Origin of the sequence: Flagellimonas ulvae, assembly GCF_049333175.1 — a bacterium.
Taxonomy (GTDB): domain Bacteria; phylum Bacteroidota; class Bacteroidia; order Flavobacteriales; family Flavobacteriaceae; genus Flagellimonas.
In genome coordinates, this window is sequence record NZ_CP186325.1 from 4,073,131 (window position 1) to 4,090,773 (window position 17,643).

20 protein-coding genes are annotated in these 17,643 nt (G+C 39.8%); 16 read left to right on the forward strand and 4 right to left on the reverse strand.

What is annotated here, in order from left to right:
• Positions 1 to 183 precede the first annotated feature (183 nt).
• Positions 184 to 543: a CoA-binding protein gene (locus tag ACOKFD_RS19020; protein WP_422859330.1), complete on the forward strand. Its 360-nt coding sequence runs from the start codon at positions 184 to 186 to the stop codon at positions 541 to 543.
• Here the strand turns inward: ACOKFD_RS19020 and ACOKFD_RS19025 are convergent.
• Positions 520 to 2,001, reverse strand: coding sequence for a sodium:solute symporter (locus ACOKFD_RS19025; RefSeq protein WP_422859331.1), 1,482 nt, complete (start codon positions 1,999 to 2,001; stop codon positions 520 to 522). The genes ACOKFD_RS19020 and ACOKFD_RS19025 overlap by 24 nt on opposite strands.
• A 77-nt stretch (positions 2,002 to 2,078) precedes the next feature.
• On the opposite strand from ACOKFD_RS19025, the gene recR reads away from it, so the two are divergent.
• The 12 genes from recR (at position 2,079) to ACOKFD_RS19085 (ending at position 11,540) form a co-directional block, all read left to right on the forward strand.
• The gene (gene recR / locus ACOKFD_RS19030) at positions 2,079 to 2,699 is read left to right on the forward strand and encodes a recombination mediator RecR (protein ID WP_422859332.1); all 621 of its coding nucleotides are present in this window, start codon (positions 2,079 to 2,081) and stop codon (positions 2,697 to 2,699) included.
• A gap of 93 nt (positions 2,700 to 2,792) precedes the next feature.
• Positions 2,793 to 4,094: a dihydrolipoamide acetyltransferase family protein gene (locus tag ACOKFD_RS19035; RefSeq protein WP_422859333.1), complete on the forward strand. Its 1,302-nt coding sequence runs from the start codon at positions 2,793 to 2,795 to the stop codon at positions 4,092 to 4,094.
• A 64-nt stretch (positions 4,095 to 4,158) separates the two neighbouring features.
• Complete coding sequence (locus tag ACOKFD_RS19040; protein WP_422859334.1) at positions 4,159 to 4,941, forward strand: alpha/beta hydrolase-fold protein; 783 nt, start codon at positions 4,159 to 4,161, stop codon at positions 4,939 to 4,941.
• Positions 4,942 to 4,950: 9 nt separating this feature from the next.
• Positions 4,951 to 5,727 (forward strand): exonuclease domain-containing protein, encoded by a 777-nt coding sequence (locus ACOKFD_RS19045; protein ID WP_422859335.1) that lies wholly within the window; start codon positions 4,951 to 4,953, stop codon positions 5,725 to 5,727.
• 17 nt (positions 5,728 to 5,744) lie between these two features.
• The gene (locus ACOKFD_RS19050) at positions 5,745 to 6,356 is read left to right on the forward strand and encodes a fumarylacetoacetate hydrolase family protein (RefSeq protein ID WP_422859336.1); all 612 of its coding nucleotides are present in this window, start codon (positions 5,745 to 5,747) and stop codon (positions 6,354 to 6,356) included.
• Positions 6,356 to 6,694 (forward strand): Hpt domain-containing protein, encoded by a 339-nt coding sequence (locus ACOKFD_RS19055; RefSeq protein ID WP_299001003.1) that lies wholly within the window; start codon positions 6,356 to 6,358, stop codon positions 6,692 to 6,694. Before ACOKFD_RS19050 ends, ACOKFD_RS19055 begins: the two co-directional genes overlap by 1 nt.
• The gene (locus ACOKFD_RS19060) at positions 6,695 to 7,942 is read left to right on the forward strand and encodes a competence/damage-inducible protein A (RefSeq protein WP_422859337.1); all 1,248 of its coding nucleotides are present in this window, start codon (positions 6,695 to 6,697) and stop codon (positions 7,940 to 7,942) included.
• A 74-nt stretch (positions 7,943 to 8,016) separates the two neighbouring features.
• On the forward strand, positions 8,017 to 8,244 hold the full coding sequence (gene rpmB, locus ACOKFD_RS19065; protein WP_106148000.1) for a 50S ribosomal protein L28: 228 nt from the start codon (positions 8,017 to 8,019) through the stop codon (positions 8,242 to 8,244).
• 12 nt (positions 8,245 to 8,256) lie between these two features.
• Positions 8,257 to 8,439: a 50S ribosomal protein L33 gene (rpmG, locus tag ACOKFD_RS19070; RefSeq protein WP_106148002.1), complete on the forward strand. Its 183-nt coding sequence runs from the start codon at positions 8,257 to 8,259 to the stop codon at positions 8,437 to 8,439.
• A gap of 8 nt (positions 8,440 to 8,447) precedes the next feature.
• Positions 8,448 to 8,600 (forward strand): DUF4295 domain-containing protein, encoded by a 153-nt coding sequence (locus tag ACOKFD_RS19075; protein WP_090299557.1) that lies wholly within the window; start codon positions 8,448 to 8,450, stop codon positions 8,598 to 8,600.
• Between the two features lie 144 nt (positions 8,601 to 8,744).
• Positions 8,745 to 9,701 (forward strand): signal recognition particle-docking protein FtsY, encoded by a 957-nt coding sequence (gene ftsY, locus ACOKFD_RS19080; protein ID WP_422859338.1) that lies wholly within the window; start codon positions 8,745 to 8,747, stop codon positions 9,699 to 9,701.
• Positions 9,702 to 9,839: 138 nt separating this feature from the next.
• Positions 9,840 to 11,540 carry an amidase family protein gene (locus ACOKFD_RS19085; protein ID WP_422859339.1) on the forward strand — a complete coding sequence of 567 codons (1,701 nt, stop codon included), beginning with the start codon at positions 9,840 to 9,842 and terminating at the stop codon, positions 11,538 to 11,540.
• A 1-nt stretch (position 11,541) separates the two neighbouring features.
• Here the strand turns inward: ACOKFD_RS19085 and ACOKFD_RS19090 are convergent, their stop codons facing one another.
• Positions 11,542 to 12,636 carry a serine hydrolase domain-containing protein gene (locus ACOKFD_RS19090; RefSeq protein ID WP_422859340.1) on the reverse strand — a complete coding sequence of 365 codons (1,095 nt, stop codon included), beginning with the start codon at positions 12,634 to 12,636 and terminating at the stop codon, positions 11,542 to 11,544.
• Positions 12,637 to 12,758: 122 nt separating this feature from the next.
• Here ACOKFD_RS19090 and rimO point away from each other — a divergent pair, with 122 nt between their 5' ends.
• From rimO to ACOKFD_RS19105, 3 genes are all read left to right on the forward strand, one after another.
• Positions 12,759 to 14,066 (forward strand): 30S ribosomal protein S12 methylthiotransferase RimO, encoded by a 1,308-nt coding sequence (rimO, locus tag ACOKFD_RS19095; RefSeq protein WP_422859341.1) that lies wholly within the window; start codon positions 12,759 to 12,761, stop codon positions 14,064 to 14,066.
• Between the two features lie 98 nt (positions 14,067 to 14,164).
• Positions 14,165 to 14,659, forward strand: coding sequence for a DoxX family membrane protein (locus ACOKFD_RS19100; protein WP_422859342.1), 495 nt, complete (start codon positions 14,165 to 14,167; stop codon positions 14,657 to 14,659).
• Complete coding sequence (locus ACOKFD_RS19105) at positions 14,646 to 16,265, forward strand: Gfo/Idh/MocA family protein (RefSeq protein ID WP_422859343.1); 1,620 nt, start codon at positions 14,646 to 14,648, stop codon at positions 16,263 to 16,265. The genes ACOKFD_RS19100 and ACOKFD_RS19105 overlap by 14 nt, the downstream gene beginning before the upstream one ends.
• Positions 16,266 to 16,282: 17 nt before the next feature.
• On the opposite strand, the gene ACOKFD_RS19110 is transcribed toward ACOKFD_RS19105, so the two are convergent.
• Together ACOKFD_RS19110 and ACOKFD_RS19115 are read right to left on the reverse strand one after the other, a co-directional pair.
• On the reverse strand, positions 16,283 to 17,035 hold the full coding sequence (locus ACOKFD_RS19110) for an anti-sigma factor domain-containing protein (RefSeq protein ID WP_422859344.1): 753 nt from the start codon (positions 17,033 to 17,035) through the stop codon (positions 16,283 to 16,285).
• Positions 17,035 to 17,598 (reverse strand): RNA polymerase sigma factor, encoded by a 564-nt coding sequence (locus ACOKFD_RS19115; protein WP_422859345.1) that lies wholly within the window; start codon positions 17,596 to 17,598, stop codon positions 17,035 to 17,037. The genes ACOKFD_RS19110 and ACOKFD_RS19115 overlap by 1 nt, the downstream gene beginning before the upstream one ends.
• Positions 17,599 to 17,643 lie beyond the last annotated feature (45 nt).

Here is a 17,643-nt window from a genome sequence, read left to right on the forward strand (position 1 = left end):
AAAGAAACCCCAGCTACCATGAAGAATGGTCCGCTGGGGTCTGTTCATTGATAAGCTATACTAAACACTAACCATTAACTATAAAAAATACAGTCTTACCAATGATTCATTTCTAGGTTAAATAGACGAGTTTTTTTTTGATTAGTTACAGCTATTGATTTAGTTTAACATATAAATTAACAAATGGTTAAGACACTTGTTTTTGGGGCATCACCAAACCCTAGTCGTTACAGTAATATTGCAATTCATCGTTTGGTCGAAAATGAAATTGAAACTGAAGCCTTTGGAATCCGGTCCGGTGTGGTGGCTGGAATTCAAATATCAGATAGGTTAGAAGGTTTTCACAATGTAGACACTATCAGTCTCTATCTTAATCCAAAGAGACAGCAAGAGTACTATCAGACCATCATCAATATGAAACCAAGAAGGGTCATTTTCAATCCAGGTACGGAAAACACTGATTTTCAGAATATCTTGAAAGAAAATAATATTAAGGTGGAGATAGCTTGTACCTTGGTTTTACTTGCTACTGGCCAATACTGATGTTTTTTTTCTAAGTAATAGAAGGCCAAGAAAAGTCAATAGACCATTCAATGGTAAAAGTTCATAGCCAATTACGTAACCTCCTAGATAATTCGGGTCCAAACTTCCCAAAATGGCTATGATGCCAACAGACAGCAAACAGACTATCCATACATATCGGTCTTTGATTTGAAACTTGGTGAAAATACCAAAAGCGAATAGTCCCAAAAGCGGTCCGTAGGTATACCCGGCTACAATCAATAAACTATCTATTACATTCCTGCTTAAAATATATTTGAAAGCTATAATAACCAGAACCAAAAGTATGCTCATCCCAATGTGTGTCCTTTTTCTCAATTTTTTTTGTTGGGGTTCGTCGTGTTTTTCAATTTCTAAAAAATCCACACAAAATGAGGTGGTCAATGATGTAAGGGCACTATCTGCACTACTGTACGCTGCAGCAATGAGTCCCAACATAAAGGTAACCGCCAAGGCAAGACCCAACCCACCGTTTAAAGCTATCTCTGGAAAAAGGAGGTCAGACTTAGGTTCACCATCCATCAACGGTACGGAAATTCCATTTTTTCCTGCATATATGTATAACAAGGCACCTAACAACATAAAAAGGAAAGTAGCACCGACCAAAACAAAACTGAAAGAGACCATGTTCTTTTGGGCATCTTTCAAGGTTTTACAAGTAAGGTTTTTTTGCATCATATCCTGGTCCAGTCCAGTCATGCAGATGGTAACAAACATTCCACCAACAAAAGACTTCACAAAATGGGTGCGTTCCAAAAAACTGTCCACAAATATGAACCTATTATAAGATTTGAGTTCTGATGAAGCCAAAAAATCACCAAAGCTCCAATCCAATTCTTGGTTGATCAGTATAATGGATAATACTACCGCCAACAACATGAAAAGGGTTTGTAATGTATCCGTCCATACTATGGTTTTAATGCCACCTCGGTTGGTATAGACCCAAATCAACAAAATTGAAAGTACTACGGTCAATTCAAAGGGAACACCCAAGTCATCAAAAACAAATTGTTGCAACACAATGGCCACCAAAAACAACCGAAACGAAGCTCCAAGAACCCTGGATATAAAAAAGAAAAAAGCACCCGTCTTGTGGCTTACAACTCCAAAACGTTCCAGTAAGTATTCATAAATGGAAGTCAGGTTGAATTTATAATAGATAGGTAATAGAACATAGGCCACAACAAAGTAGCCTACCAAATAACCTAACACCACTTGCATATAGCTAAACTGTGAGGCTTCCACCCATCCAGGAACCGATATGAAAGTAACTCCAGACAAAGAGGCGCCTACCATTCCAAAAGCCACAACATACCATGGGGATTGCCTACCTGCCTTAAAAAAATCAGTGTTTGAATCATTTTTGCCTGTGAAGTAAGAAATAATCATCAATACCGCGAAATAAGCACCGATGAGCAGTAGAATTTGTATTGCGGACATTAGTTTGGTTTACAATGCAAAGTACAAAAGTAAATCGGTAAACCTAAAATTGTAATTTTGCTACTTTGTTTACAGATATGGAATTCTCATCAAAGCTTTTGGAAAATGCAGTATATGAAATGTCTCAGCTTCCTGGAATTGGAAAGCGTACTGCCCTGAGGCTTGTTCTGCACTTGCTCAATCAGCCTGAAGAACAGACCCAAAATCTTTCTAGAGCACTACTTCAACTAAAGGAAGATGTAAATTTCTGTAAAAGCTGCCATAATATTTCCGATACGGAGATTTGCGAGATTTGCGCGAATCCCAAAAGAGATAGATCCTTGGTTTGTGTAGTGGAGGATATTAGGGACGTCATGGCCATTGAAAACACATCGCAATACCAAGGGCTGTACCATGTTTTAGGTGGGAAGATATCCCCAATGGAAGGAGTGGGTCCGCAAGACCTCAATATAATTCCTTTGGTGAATAGAGTGAAAAATGGTGACGTTAAAGAGCTTATTTTTGCCTTGAGCTCCACGATGGAGGGCGATACGACCAATTTTTATATTTATAAACAGTTGGAAGGCCTCAATGTGGTTACCTCTACAATTGCAAGAGGTATTTCAGTAGGGGATGAGCTAGAATATACCGACGAAGTTACTTTGGGAAGGAGTATCCTGAACAGGGTTCCTTTTGAAAATTCGATAAAAGCAGGTTGATTTAACGACCAATTAATAAATAAAACATAATAAAAAGTCAATTTCTTTAGTATTTTTGCAAAATAGAAATCAGCCTTAGTACGTTAGATAGTTATGTCAAAGTTTGAGTTAAAGTTACCGCAAATGGGAGAAAGTGTTGCCGAGGCAACATTAACAACTTGGTTGAAGGAAGTAGGTGATGTCATTGAAATGGACGAAGCTGTTTTTGAGATAGCTACGGACAAAGTAGATTCTGAGGTCCCTAGTGAAGTTGAAGGGGTGCTACTTGAAAAAAAATTCAATGTTGACGACGTTATAAAAGTAGGCGAAGTTGTTGCGGTAATCCAGTTGGATGGTGATGCACCCGTAGTATCGGAAGAGCCAATTGAAGAAGAAATTAATCAAATTCAAGAGAGTGTTGCGACCACCACTCAAGATTTTGCATCTTCAGAACGGTTTTATTCCCCGTTGGTTAAAAACATAGCCAAGGAAGAAGGTGTTTCCATGGAAGAGCTGGAAGCTATTGTAGGCACTGGAAAAGAAGGAAGGGTAACCAAGAATGATATTAAAGCCTATTTGGAAAGTCGGTCTTCCAATGGAAGTACCCAACCCATACCAAAAGAGACTGAAATCAAGACGGCTCCTGAAGTCAAAGAGCCCAAAAAGCAAAAGGTTCAAACTGAAGCACCAAAACCACTTGTTGCTGGTGGAGACGAGCTTATTCCATTATCAAGAATGGGCAAGCTCATTGCCAAACATATGGTAGACAGTATAACAACCTCTGCCCATGTTCAAAGTTTTGTAGAGGTGGATGTGACCAATCTGGTAACTTGGAGAAACAAGGTTAAAAAAGAATTTGAGGCCAGAGAAGGCGAGAAACTTACATTTACTCCCATTTTTATGGAAGCAGTTGCGATGGCCATAAAAAAATATCCCTTGATCAATATCTCTTTGGAAGGTGACAATGTCATCAAAAAGAAGAATATTAATTTAGGTATGGCAGCGGCATTGCCTGACGGAAATCTTATTGTACCCGTTGTTAAAAATGCAGACCAGTTAAATTTAGTTGGTATGGCAAAAACGGTAAATGACTTAGCGAATAGAGCACGAAACAACCAGTTAAAACCGGATGAAATCCAAGACGGAACCTATACAGTAACTAATGTGGGTACTTTTGGAAGTGTTTTTGGAACCCCAATAATAAATCAACCACAGGTAGGTATTTTGGCTTTGGGTGCTATTCGAAAAACACCATCCGTCATTGAAACGGACCAGGGTGAGTACATAGGAATCCGAAGTAAAATGTTCCTTTCTCACAGCTATGACCATAGAGTTGTGAATGGTGCTTTGGGTGGAATGTTCGTAAAAACAGTTGCCGATTACTTGGAAGCATGGGATATTAACAGGGAAATCTAGCCTCAAATACCTCTTTCAATCTCAAGACTTTCTTAACTTAGGGGACAGAAATAAATCATCAATCATGAAGTTTATCGTTCCTTTTCTTTTAGTGGCCTTTCTGCTACTAAACTTCAATACTATGACCCAGGAAACATCAGCGTATAAAAAAAAGACATTTGAAAAAGATGGCAAGGTGATGCCGTATCGAATTCTGCTTCCTGTGGACTTCAATCCAAAAAACAAATATCCGCTTGTTCTTGTTCTTCATGGCTCCGGAGAACGGGGTAATGATAATGAAGCCCAATTGGTGCACGGTTCCGGGCTTTTTTTGAATGATGATTTACGAAGTAGGTTCCCCAGTATAGTGGTATTTCCCCAGTGTGCTGCAGAAAGTTCTTGGTCTAAGATAAATGTAGAGGGAGACTTTCCAAATAGAGAGTTTACATTCTATGAAGATGGAGAACCCACAGATGACATGCTTCTTTTGGAAGGGTTGCTAAAGCAACTGAAAAAGGAATATAAAATTGATAAGACCCGAATGTATGTGGGAGGATTGTCCATGGGTGGTATGGGGACTTTTGAACTGGTACGAAGAAACCCAAAAATGTTTGCAGCGGCATTTCCTATTTGTGGTGGGGGCAATCCGTTAATAAGTAAAAAGCTTAAAAGATTGGATTGGTGGGTATTTCATGGCGATGCTGACAATGTGGTTCCCGAAAAGTATTCTGCGGAAATGGTGAAAGCCATGGAATTGGAAGGAATTTCAGTAATATACTCGGTTTACAAGGGAGTGGGTCATAACAGCTGGGACAACGCCTTTGCAGAGCCTAATTTAATACCTTGGCTATTTTCTAAGTCCCGATAAATCTATACTATGGAACTACAGCTTACCAAACCCATATGTTTTTTTGATTTGGAGACCACAGGAACTAATGTTGCCTCCGATAGAATTGTTGAAATATCCATCTTGAAAATATTCCCAAATGGGAATAAGGAAAGTAAAACTTGGTTAGTAAACCCCGAAATGCCCATTCCCCCGGAAGTGATTGAAGTACACGGAATTTCCAATGAAAAAGTGGCGAATGAACCTACTTTTAAACAACTATCCAAAGAGATTTATAAAATGATTAAGGATAGTGACTTGGCAGGGTTTAATTCTGATCGCTTTGATATTCCACTTTTGGCTGAAGAAATGTTACGTGCCGAGGTGGATTTTGATATGAAGCATATGGTTTCTGTTGATGTCCAGACTATTTTTCATAAAATGGAGAAAAGAACCCTAGGTGCTGCCTATAAGTTTTACTGTGATAAAGAACTGACAGATGCTCATAGCGCCGCAGCGGATACAGAAGCTACTTATGAGGTCCTAAAGGCGCAATTGGAAAGGTATCCTGAGCTTGAAAATAATGTGAAAAAGTTATCTGAGTTTGCCACGCGCAAGCAATCTTTGGACTTTGCAGGTTTTATAGGAGTGAACAAACAGAAAGAGCCTATTTTTACTTTTGGTAAGCATAAAGGAAAAAAGGTAGATGAGGTTTTGAGTTCGGAGCCCGGATATTTCGGATGGATTTTAAATGCCGATTTCCCATTGTACACCAAAAAAGTGCTTACCCAAATCAAACTTAGTAAGTTGAACAATAAACTTTCCTAATTCTATTTTTCTATAGTATGAAGTTAATTTGCATTGGCAGGAATTATGCTGCCCATATTGATGAATTGCAGAATGAAAGACCATCGAAGCCCGTGGTTTTCATAAAACCAGATTCTGCAATTCTACCCAAGGAACAAGATTTCTATATACCGGAATTTTCCAAGGATGTACATTATGAAGTAGAAGTTTTAGTGAAGATAAAAAAGGTAGGAAAACACATCTCCAAAAAGTTTGCCCATACCTATTATGATGAAGTTGGTTTGGGAATAGATTTCACGGCAAGGGACTTGCAATCTCAACTAAAGCAGAAGGGATTGCCCTGGGAAAAAGCTAAGGGTTTTGACGGTGCAGCCGTGATAGGTAAGTGGATACCAAAAGAAAAGTACGAAAGCATGGACAAACTACGATTTTCCTTGTTAAAAAATGGGGAAAGTGTGCAAAATGGCGATACCTCCTTGATGTTGTGGAAGATAGATGAACTTATCTCCTATGTATCCACCTATTTTATGCTAAAAAAAGGGGATATTTTGTTTACGGGCACTCCTGCGGGGGTTGGTAAAGTAAGTCCAAATGATTACCTTTCTGGTACCCTTGAAGGCGAAGAAATGTTCGCTCTAAACGTAAAATAATGATTTACAGCCTCGATAAAATCAATGAAATGGCAGAAGGTGACCAAGACTTTGTTGTTTCTGTGGTTTCCGTTTTCTTGGATGAAGTTCCTACCGATCTGGAAGGATTGGAGAATGCAATTGGTAGCAAAGAATATGAGAGCATTTACAAGTTGGCCCATAAAATTAAACCTAATGTAGATTTGTTGGGAATGGAACACGCTAGGGCAACCGCACTTGAGATAGAGACGCTAGGAAAAAATTCCGGGAGTATGGTACAGATTGAGGAGAAATTCCCATTCTTGAAAAAAGATATACTTCAAGTAATCTCTGAGCTTAAAAAAGACTTCGATTTATAGATGCAAGCAGAAATTATTACCATTGGGGATGAGATTCTCATTGGTCAAATAGTGGATTCCAATTCTGCTTTTATTGCAAAGGAACTCGACAAAATTGGAGTTTCGGTATATCAAATAAGCTCTATACAAGACGATAGGGAACATATACTTCAATCACTTCGTCAAGCTTCTCAACGGTCATCTTTGGTGATAATTACCGGGGGTCTTGGCCCTACCAAAGACGATGTTACCAAACAGACATTATGTGAGTTTTTTGAAGATGACCTTATGCAGGATGAAGGTGTTTTGGAACATATCGAATACTTGTTTGAAAAGTATATCTCCACACCAATTTCTGATTTGAATAGGAATCAAGCACTAGTTCCTTCCAAAGCCACCATACTCCATAATGCGTATGGTACCGCACCGGGATTATGGATAAAAAAAGGAGAAACTGCCTTTGTTTCTCTTCCGGGAGTTCCTTTTGAAATGAAACGTCTTATCTCTGAGCAGGTCCTTCCAAGGGTTATGGAGACGTACAATAGACCTTATATTGTTCACACAACATTACTTACTTACGGTTTAGGTGAAAGTGCAATTGCTCAGCGTATTGAGGAATGGGAAGATAACCTTCCTCATCACATAAAACTAGCGTATCTGCCGAATTTAGGTAGGGTTCGACTTCGATTAACAGCCAAAGGGAACGAAAAGGAAAAATTAGAAAAAGAGATAAAAGAAAAAATTAATGAGGTATACCCTTTAATAGAAGATATTTATTATGGCATACAAAAAGAAGGGGCCATTGAAGAACAGGTGGCGAACTTATTGACCGAAAAAGGGATGACTTTAGCTACTGCTGAGAGTTTTACTGGAGGTAAAATTGCAGAAGAACTTACTTCTATCCCAGGCGCATCTTCTTATTTTAAAGGTACAATTGTGAGTTATGCCACAGAAACCAAGATAAATTTGTTGGGAGTTCCAGCTGAAATTATCGAAAAGCACTCTGTTGTCAGTGAGGAGGTGGCCTTGATTATGGCAAGAAATGCGAAAAGTATTTTAGATACAGATTTTGCCATTGCTACTACAGGAAATGCGGGACCCAGTAAAGGAGATTCTGATGAAGATATTGGGACGGTATTCTTAGCAATTAGCACTCCAAAAGGTACATATGCGGAAAAATTCATAATGGGAAACCACAGGGAACGCATAGTGAAAAAGTCCGTGAATAAGGCATTTGAAATGCTTTGGAAGGAAATTTTAAAATTCTGAAAAAGAATTTTGCCCATACCAGTAAAATGCTATAAATTTGCAGCCTCAATAAAATCACTGAAAAGTTTAGGGAGATGTCTAAAGTTTGTGAAGTAACAGGAAAAAAGGTGATGTTCGGGAACAATGTGTCCTTTTCCATCAATAAGACAAAGAGGAGATTCGATGTAAACATTTCTAAAAAGAAATTTTACATTCCTGAAGAAGACCGTTGGGTTACTCTAAACGTATCTTCCAGAGGGTTGAAAATCATCAACAAGAAAGGAATCTCAGCCGTTCTTAAGGATATAAATTCCAAAAAGTAATACCAAGTAAAAATGGCAAAGAAAGGAAATAGAATTCAGGTTATTTTGGAATGTACGGAGCATAAGAATTCAGGTATGCCAGGTACTTCAAGGTACATTACCACAAAGAACAAGAAGAATACGCCGGATAGAATGGAAATCAAAAAATTCAATCCTATCCTTAAGCGCATGACCATTCATAAAGAAATTAAATAAACTAAGCCATGGCAAAGAAAACGGTAGCAACACTACAATCATCATCAAAAAGATTGACCAAAGCCATAAAAATGGTAAAGTCTCCTAAAACCGGAGCTTATACCTTTGTTGAGTCTGTTATGGCGCCAGAAATGGTAAACGACTGGTTGAACAAAAAATAGTTCAACATTTCCTTGTACGAAACAAAAGCTGCCTATGGGCGGCTTTTTTTATGAAGTTTACCAAAAAATATATGAATCTGAAAGTAATAGTTTTAACAAAACTCCCCTTACTTTCCTATATTTGAGACCTGTAGAGAAATAGATATGAGTTTGTTTAAAAACATCTTCTCAAAAGATAAAAAAGATACTTTGGACAAGGGTTTGGAGAAGTCCAAAACCACTTTTTTCGGTAAACTTAGTAAGGCTGTTGCAGGTAAATCCAAAGTTGATGATGAGGTCTTGGATAATCTTGAAGAAGTTTTGGTAACCTCTGATGTCGGAGTAAACACCACTTTAAAAATTATTGAGCGTATAGAGGAGCGTGTAGCGAGAGATAAGTACATGGGAACCGAGGAACTCAATAGCATATTGCGTGAGGAAATAGCTGGCTTGTTATCGGAAACCCATATTGGAGAAGAAACCCAATTCACAATTCCAGAAGATAAAAAACCATATGTAATCATGGTTGTTGGCGTAAATGGCGTAGGCAAAACCACAACCATTGGAAAATTAGCACATCAATTCAAGAATAAAGGATTAAAAGTAGTTTTAGGTGCAGGAGATACCTTTAGAGCCGCAGCAATTGACCAACTTCAAGTATGGGCCGATAGGGTGGATGTACCAATCGTAAAACAAAAAATGGGTAGCGATCCCGCTTCTGTTGTATTTGATACGCTGAATTCTGCGGTAGCGGAAAATGCAGATGTGGTTTTGATAGATACCGCTGGTCGCCTTCATAATAAGGTCAATCTGATGAACGAGCTCTCCAAAGTGAAGCGGGTCATGCAAAAAGTGGTCCCTAATGCGCCTCATGACGTTCTTTTGGTTCTTGACGGTTCAACAGGGCAAAACGCCTTTGAGCAGGCCAAACAATTCACCAAAGCAACAGAAGTGACCAGTTTAGCAGTTACCAAATTGGATGGAACCGCTAAAGGTGGAGTGGTTATAGGTATTTCAGACCAATTTCAAATCCCGGTTAAATATATAGGCGTAGGCGAAGGTATTGAAGATCTACAGGTCTTTAATAAGTATGAGTTTGTGGATTCATTCTTTAAAGTCTGATATGGGAAATCTTCTGGGTCTAATACAATGTCCGCTATTATTTTATCACGTAAAAAGTCCGATGTAAGTCGAGCACGGAATTAGAAATAAGCTGGATAAGGACGAATTCGTCTGAATTAACCAAAAGAATATACAACTATGGAAGACCGCATTAAAAAATCAGTATTACGATTAAAATTCGTATTAATTGCTCTCTTGGTTTTCGTTTCTTGCAAACAAGAAACTACAGAAAAAGCTAAGAGCAAAGAAGAAATAGTTTTATGGGAACCTTATAATGATTCTGTTGAAGTTGCCGCCAATGCAGAGCATGAGGTGGAACGAATGCGCTATAAACTCATTCAATCCAAGGTCTGGAATAAAAATGACGCTTTTTTGCCTATGTACGAAGAAGTTTCTAAAATGGATAGCGCTACCTATGCGGACTTAAGGCCCTTGATTTTGGAGCAAAGTATTCCAACAATTCAAGAACATATCTCAAAAGGGAAGTTATCATATGAGCAATTGGTTTTGTTTTATCTACACCGAATTTATAAGTACGAACTTGATAATGGGACCACATTAAATACGGTAATCGCTATTAATCCTAAAGTTTTAGATGAGGCTAAAGCGTTGGATGACAATTCCGAAGGACACCACCCCATCTATGGTATGCCCATTCTGCTAAAGGATAATATTGGGACGGATGTAATGAAGACCACAGCAGGTGCTATCGCCTTAAAGGATAACCTGGCCGATGATGCTTTTGTAGTGGACCGTCTAAAAGAAAAAGGAGCTCTGATTCTAGGTAAAGTAAACTTAAGTGAATGGGCCTATTTCTTGTGCGATGGTTGTCCTGTGGGCTATAGTGCGCTTTGGGGACAAACCCTTAATCCTTATGGGCGTAAAGTGTTTGAGTCTGGAGGCTCGAGCTCTGGTAGTGGTACTTCAGTAGCTGCAAACTACGCGGTTGCCGCAGTAGGTACTGAAACTTCTGGGTCTATTCTATCGCCTTCAAGCCAGAATTCCGTGGTTGGTCTGAAACCGACCATTGGTCTTTTGAGTAGAACCGGGATAGTCCCTATTTCCAGCACTTTGGATACCCCAGGACCTATGACCAAAAATGTGGTTGACAATGCCATTCTTCTGGACGCGATGATGGGTTACGATAAAGTTGATGATGCTTCAGTATTGACAGGATGGGAAAAAAACTGGTACCAAACCGAAGAAACTTCTACATTGAAAGGAAAGCGTTTTGGTGTATTTAAGAATCTCATGGGAAGAGATTCAATTTATAAAGCAACTATAGACAAGATGAAAGGAGCGGGAGCCACCATTGTGGAGTTTGAGCCCCCCCAAGTTGAAATGGATGGTTTTTTAAGTATTCTCAATATTGATATGAAGAATGACTTACCTAAATACATCCAAAATCATGTGAAGGATGCCCAATTAGTTTCAGTTAAAGATGTAGCGGATGTGGTTGCATTTAACAACCTAGATAGTTTAGTCAGGGTTCCCTACGGACAGGCGCGATTAGACGGGATTTTAGCGGATTCCACTTCGACCGAAGGTCTGGCTGAAATCAAAAAGAGGCTACAGGCAAACGGTAGGAAATATTTCAATGAAGCTATGGAAGCCCATGATTTGGATGCCATTTTATCCATCAATAATTATCATGCTGGGTTTGCAGCTGTTGCTAAATATCCAGCTTTGACCATTCCCATGGGATATAAGCCTTCGGGAGAACCCATCAGTCTGACCTTTATTGCAAAGCAGTTTCAAGAAGCAAAACTTTACGATTTTGGAAGGGCCTATGAGAGTGTCTTCAAAGTTCGAAAAACACCAAGCGGTTATACCGAATAGCCTAGTTTATATAAGCATTCAGGTACTCCCATAATTCATTATCAAAGCTGGAAGGACCCAGTAGGGCCTCTCCAGTATCTTCTCCCATTCGTACAATCACCAATTCCATACTGGGAACAACATAGAGTTTCTGGTCGTCTCTACCCAAACCGGCAAAGGTATCCACCGGAGCATTGGGAATCAGCTCACCTGAAAATTCAGTTTGAAGGGCAGGTATGCGATAACTATTCTTTCCATTCAACCACCACAAATAACCATAAGACTGGTTAAGGTCTTGTGAGGTGTTTATCATATCGCTCTTAAAAACAGTATCGCCCAATAATACCTCTCCATCCCAAACACCATTATTTAAGTTTAGGATACCAAATCGGGCCATACTTCTGGCCGTACTGAAATATACATTGTTGAGATTATTTGTGGACAACCAAAATCCGTCCATTCCAATTTTATCTCGGAGTCTAGAATTAAAATATTCGGACCATTCCATTTCTGAAGCATTGGAAACCACACTTTGCAATAAAGTATATGGCCCATTATGATAGGCCCATCGGGTTCCAGCATCGGCAACAAAGGTTAAACAATCTGGTGTGACGCAATCAAATTGAAGAGCATTCATGCCACTGGTCATAGTAAGCTGGTGCCATACCGTAATCAAGTCTTCTTTTTCCGTGGGAGTTGAAGTCCATCCTTCTCCCAGATAGTCTGAAGATTTGTTGTCAATATCCAGGAGTCCTTCCTCTTGGGCAAGACCAACGGTAAAAGCTGTTAGCGTCTTTCCAGCAGATGCCCAATACCAGCTCGTATTCTGGGTATGCGTATCAAAATACCATTCTACAACAATTCTTCCACCTTTGGTAATGATAAAGGCCTTAGTGTTCTTTTCATCCAAAAAATCCCGTAAGTTGCCTTCACTTTCAGTATTCCACCCTAATTGTGCTGCAGAAACGGTTTCCCAATCTATGGATTGAGATGGTGGAAAATAAAGGTTCGTTAAATCAGGAAGTTCATTCTTCGGGGTGTCCGTACTATTTGAATCTGATGAACAGGAAACTATCAGCAAACATATAGCAATCAATGGTATCAGTGTAGGTTTCATAGTTGATTTTTAACTTGGACTCGAGAGCGTTTAAAAAGTTTAACGTGTCAAATTGAAAAATATGCAAGCAAATCGATGTAATGCCCACCCATATCGTATTTTTGCAAACCATTTGAAACCGTATGCGAACGAAATCACGTAAAAAGAACAAAATCAATGTAGTAACTCTTGGGTGCAGCAAGAACGTTTACGATTCTGAAGTGCTAATGGGACAGCTTCGAGCCAATAACAAAGAAGTGGTACATGAAGAAGAGGGAAATGTGGTTGTTATCAATACCTGTGGCTTTATTGCCAATGCCAAGGAAGAAAGTGTAAATACCATTCTTGAATATGTAAATCGTAAAGAGCAAGGAGATGTTGATAAGGTTTTTGTTACGGGATGCTTAAGCGAACGCTACAAACCGGATTTGGAAAAGGAAATTCCCAACGTAGATGAATATTTTGGCACTAGCGATTTACCTAATTTATTGAAAGCCTTGGGGGCTGACTATAAGCATGAATTGATTGGTGAACGATTGACCACCACCCCAAAAAATTATGCATACCTAAAAATTGCAGAAGGGTGCGATAGGCCTTGTTCGTTTTGCGCCATTCCTCTCATGAGGGGCAAACATAAAAGCAAACCCATTGAAGAATTGGTTACTGAAGCCGAAAAGTTGGCAGCCGATGGTGTCAAGGAACTCATCTTAATTGCCCAAGATCTGACTTATTATGGCTTGGACTTATACAAAAAGCGGAATCTTGCAGAACTTCTTGAAAACCTGGTTCAAGTAGAAGGCATTGAATGGATTCGGCTGCACTATGCATTCCCCACAGGTTTTCCCATGGATGTGTTGCAAGTGATGCGAAGAGAACCCAAGATTTGCAATTATATCGATATTCCGCTTCAACACATAGCAGACCCCATTCTAAAAAGTATGCGTAGGGGAACTACAAAGGCAAAAACTACACAGCTCCTCAAGGACTTTAGGTCCGTGGTGCCAGAAATGGCAATCCGAACCACACTAATTGTAGGTTATCCGGGAGAAACGGAAGAGGATTTCCAAACGCTTAAAGAATGGGTCAAAGAAATGCGTTTTGAGCGTTTGGGCTGTTTTACCTATAGCCATGAAGAAAACACGCATGCCTATTCTTTGGTTGATGATGTTCCGGAAGAGGTCAAACAACAAAGGGCCAATGAAATTATGGAAGTTCAGTCCCAAATCTCATGGGAATTGAATCAAGAAAAGATAGGAAAGGAGTTTAGATGCATCATCGATAGAAAAGAGGGGACCCACTTTGTTGGGCGTACCGAGCTTGATTCTCCCGATGTGGACAACGAAGTTTTAATCGATGCAACGAAACACTATGTGAAAACTGGGGATTTCGTCAATGTCAAAATTACTGAGGCTGCTGATTTTGATTTATACGGGATGCCAATTCCAAGCTAATTCAGAAGTTACCAATCGGTGACGAATATCATGGTTCTTTATTTTGTTGGGTTGTAGTTTTGGTTGATTGTTTTCGAATCAACTAATTCTATACATCCATGAAAACTATAAATGAAAATGGGGTAAAAATCAGCATTACCCTATTGCGAATTTTTGTGGGTTGGCATTTTCTATATGAAGGTGTTATAAAACTGTACAACCCAGAATGGACCTCCTCTGGCTATTTGGCTTCTTCGCAAGGACCATTAAAGCCATTGTTTGCACTATTGACCCAGCCAGGCATAATAGATTGGGTCGATATGTTGAATATCACAGCCCTCCTCCTTGTGGGAATCACATTTACACTTGGTGTTTTTGAACGAAAGGGTGCTATTGTTGGCATAGGGCTTTTGGCACTTTATTATTTGGCTCATCCTTCATTTCCTTGGTTGCCGCAGATGAATGTTGAGGGCAGCTATTGGTTTGTGAATAAAAATCTGATTGAGCTGATTGCTTGTCTTGTTATTTACAACTATCCTACGGGGCATTTTTTTGGCCTGAATTACTTTATAAAAAGAAAACCATCAAAAGTTAAGAGCTATGAAATGGACTAGAAGAGATTTACTTAAAGGACTTGGGGGACTTCCTATCTTAGGGGCGGTTTGGTGGGCAGGTGCTGCAAGTGCTGCCTATAAAAGAAACGAAAGGTCCGAAGTTTTAAACCAACTGGGTATCAGTCCATCTTTACCACCTTCGGTTCCAAATATAGATGGGGAACCAGTTCGGATTGGAATCATCGGTTTTGGAATTCGTGGTGAACAGTTATGTAGGAGTCTGGGGTTTGCTACCAAGGAATGGTACGAAGAGATGAAAATTGAAATGGAGGAGAATCCGGACAACAAGGCAGTGGAAGATTTTGAAAGACAGGAGAAGTTGAATGTAAAACTGGTGGGGGTATGCAACATTTTTGATGTAAGGGCGGAAAGAGCACTGAATTCCTTCAATACTTCGGAAAACAAAATAAAAAGGTATTCTACATATCAAGAAATGATTCATAGCGGCGATGTGGAAGCAATTGTTATAGCTACACCTGACCACTGGCATGCTCCAATGGCTATTGAGGCTTTGAAAAACAATATACATGTGTATGTTGAAAAACCTATGACCCATACCATTACCGAGACCTATGAACTACAAACTGCCGTAGAGGAATCTGAAGCTGTTTTTGCTGTGGGTCACCAACACCGACAAACGCTGAGTTTCAAAACTGCGAGAGACATTGTCGAGAAAGGTACCTTGGGGCATGTTTCGTTGATTCAGACCAATACAAACCGAAACGATGATAACGGAGCATGGAACTATGATATTCATGAAAAAGCCAGTGCGCAAACCATTGATTGGCAACAGTTCTTGGGAACTGCTCCACAAGTACCATTCAATAAGAATCATTTTTTTAGATGGCGAAAATGGTGGGCCTATGGTTCAGGGTTATCTGGGGATTTGTTGACTCATGATTATGACCGCCTAAATTGTGTTCTCAACATGGGAATTCCTGATTCAATTATCGCCTCTGGTGGAGTTTATACCCACAATGATGGTCGTAATGTACCTGACGTACTTCAGGTAAATATGGAGTTTCCTCGATTCAGCGCAGGTAGTAGCCAAGTCAAAGGCAAAGAACAGGGTATGACGTTTTGCTATAGCGCTACCTTAGGCAATGGGTTTAATCGACCGACCATCCTGATGGGACATGATGCCACCATGGAATTGGGCAATAAACTCACGGTATGGCCAGATGGGGCCTCAACGCGTTATGCACCCATGTTGGAAGAGGGAAAAATATACCCACACACACCAATCTATCAATATAATCCCGCAGCCAACGTTCCAGATGCCATTTCTTCGGCTACTTCGCAATACTTTGCTGATAAGGGTTTGATGTGGACCTATATTGATGGTGTTCGGGTAGACTCCACCTTTTTACACATGCGAGAATGGTTAAGTGCCATTAAAAACGGTACTAAGGTCAGTTGTGGAATACAGGAAGGGTTTGATGAAGCAATTACTGCTCATATGGCAGGGCTTTCCTGGAAACTAGGTAGAAGAATAGAATGGGACCATGAAAAAGGCGAACTAGTACCCATTGAAGGAATCAATTTTGATGAGGTCTTGCTCGCAGGTGAATGGAAAATTGAGTCGCGTGAACTGGAAAAAGTGTAAGGCTTTTTCTGAAAAAGCTATATGACCACATTGGAAATCAGTTCCTCAACGGTGGGATGGTCATTTCCGCCTGCGGGTTCAATGGTGATGTTGAGTGATTCGGCTTTTTCAATATACTTTAATGGAATCAATTCCTCTTTTGGGGATAAAGTTCCCATGTTTATCATTTCCCCCTCCACATCGCTCCACATTTGATAGGTCTTTGAAGCGGGTAGGGGAGGCAAACCTTGAGAATTTACTATGACCATTTTACGGTTATGATCTACATAAGCCACAAGTTTTGCACCAGGTGATTTTTGATTTCCAAATAATACCAAAGGTATTACATTGGGGCCGTTGATGTCTTTAAGTTGTGAAGACGTGAGAATATAATCGCTTTCAAGAGCATCCATGCGTTGTTGCAGATTTACCGTTTGCTCTTGAAGTGATTTTAGGCTACGTTCCGCATTTTGCCATTGGCCGTACATCCAAAAAGCAGCCACGCCGAAAAGCAAAGCAAACCCTGCTGCGACCCAAAGAGGCCCCCATTGAACTTGCTTGGCTGGAGATTTTTCCAATTTGTGCACCAGAGCGGCTTTTACCCCAATCGGGGGTGCAATGGCCTGCTCGAAAGCCATTTTTTCAAAATCGGCCTCCAATTGGTCAAAGTGTTTTTTTAAGCTTTCATCTTCATTTAGGGCTTTTTCCACCATTGATTGGTGCTCTATTGACAGTTCTCCTGTGAGATACTGTTCCAAAAGTCCTTCTTCCAATATCCTTTTCTTTTCCATTACGCCATTGTTTCAAAAATGAACCAAAGCCAAACCATTTCATTGGCATAGGTTTTTCGTAACTGTTTCAATGCCTGTCTAACGTAGGACTTAAAGGTTCCAAGGGGGACCCCCATAACTTCATGTGCTTCTTGGTGGGTGTATCCTTGATAGTAGATCAGGGCAATTGCTTTTTGATGATGAGGTTCCAATTTTTTAAGGGAACCCTTAAGCAACGTATCTTCTAGCTTGTTTTCTTCTTCAACCTTTGTATCATATACACCTAAATCATCGTTTTGGATGAGGTCATTTTTACTTCGTAGTGAATTTAAGGTAGTGTTTCGTGCAATTCGATAGGCCCAAGTATAAAATCGACCTTTTGAAGCATCATATTTGGAGATATTCGTCCAAATCTTAATGAATGTCTCTTGCAACAGGTCTTGGGCTTCAGTCTCATTCTGACACATTCTCAGGATTACCCCGTACAAGGCCCCAGAATATTTATCATACAACTGGTAAAGCGAAGCTTTGTCTCCATTGGATAAGCGTTCAATAAGCTGTATGTCTCTAAAATCTGCTCCCATAGGGTTTGTTAAAGATATGATAAAAATGGACTGACTTCATCCATT

Excerpts from the sequence above, each read along its gene's own strand:
- ACOKFD_RS19020 (WP_422859330.1), top strand. The coding sequence starts at position 184 with ATGGTTAAGACACTTGTTTTTGGGGCATCACCAAACCCTAGTCGTTAC.
- ACOKFD_RS19025 (WP_422859331.1), bottom strand. The coding sequence starts at position 2,001 with ATGTCCGCAATACAAATTCTACTGCTCATCGGTGCTTATTTCGCGGTA.
- recR (WP_422859332.1), top strand. The coding sequence starts at position 2,079 with ATGGAATTCTCATCAAAGCTTTTGGAAAATGCAGTATATGAAATGTCT.
- ACOKFD_RS19035 (WP_422859333.1), top strand. The coding sequence starts at position 2,793 with ATGTCAAAGTTTGAGTTAAAGTTACCGCAAATGGGAGAAAGTGTTGCC.
- ACOKFD_RS19040 (WP_422859334.1), top strand. The coding sequence starts at position 4,159 with ATGAAGTTTATCGTTCCTTTTCTTTTAGTGGCCTTTCTGCTACTAAAC.
- ACOKFD_RS19045 (WP_422859335.1), top strand. The coding sequence starts at position 4,951 with ATGGAACTACAGCTTACCAAACCCATATGTTTTTTTGATTTGGAGACC.
- ACOKFD_RS19050 (WP_422859336.1), top strand. The coding sequence starts at position 5,745 with ATGAAGTTAATTTGCATTGGCAGGAATTATGCTGCCCATATTGATGAA.
- ACOKFD_RS19055 (WP_299001003.1), top strand. The coding sequence starts at position 6,356 with ATGATTTACAGCCTCGATAAAATCAATGAAATGGCAGAAGGTGACCAA.
- ACOKFD_RS19060 (WP_422859337.1), top strand. The coding sequence starts at position 6,695 with ATGCAAGCAGAAATTATTACCATTGGGGATGAGATTCTCATTGGTCAA.
- rpmB (WP_106148000.1), top strand. The coding sequence starts at position 8,017 with ATGTCTAAAGTTTGTGAAGTAACAGGAAAAAAGGTGATGTTCGGGAAC.
- rpmG (WP_106148002.1), top strand. The coding sequence starts at position 8,257 with ATGGCAAAGAAAGGAAATAGAATTCAGGTTATTTTGGAATGTACGGAG.
- ACOKFD_RS19075 (WP_090299557.1), top strand. The coding sequence starts at position 8,448 with ATGGCAAAGAAAACGGTAGCAACACTACAATCATCATCAAAAAGATTG.
- ftsY (WP_422859338.1), top strand. The coding sequence starts at position 8,745 with ATGAGTTTGTTTAAAAACATCTTCTCAAAAGATAAAAAAGATACTTTG.
- ACOKFD_RS19085 (WP_422859339.1), top strand. The coding sequence starts at position 9,840 with ATGGAAGACCGCATTAAAAAATCAGTATTACGATTAAAATTCGTATTA.
- ACOKFD_RS19090 (WP_422859340.1), bottom strand. The coding sequence starts at position 12,636 with ATGAAACCTACACTGATACCATTGATTGCTATATGTTTGCTGATAGTT.
- rimO (WP_422859341.1), top strand. The coding sequence starts at position 12,759 with ATGCGAACGAAATCACGTAAAAAGAACAAAATCAATGTAGTAACTCTT.
- ACOKFD_RS19100 (WP_422859342.1), top strand. The coding sequence starts at position 14,165 with ATGAAAACTATAAATGAAAATGGGGTAAAAATCAGCATTACCCTATTG.
- ACOKFD_RS19105 (WP_422859343.1), top strand. The coding sequence starts at position 14,646 with ATGAAATGGACTAGAAGAGATTTACTTAAAGGACTTGGGGGACTTCCT.
- ACOKFD_RS19110 (WP_422859344.1), bottom strand. The coding sequence starts at position 17,035 with ATGGAAAAGAAAAGGATATTGGAAGAAGGACTTTTGGAACAGTATCTC.
- ACOKFD_RS19115 (WP_422859345.1), bottom strand. The coding sequence starts at position 17,598 with ATGGGAGCAGATTTTAGAGACATACAGCTTATTGAACGCTTATCCAAT.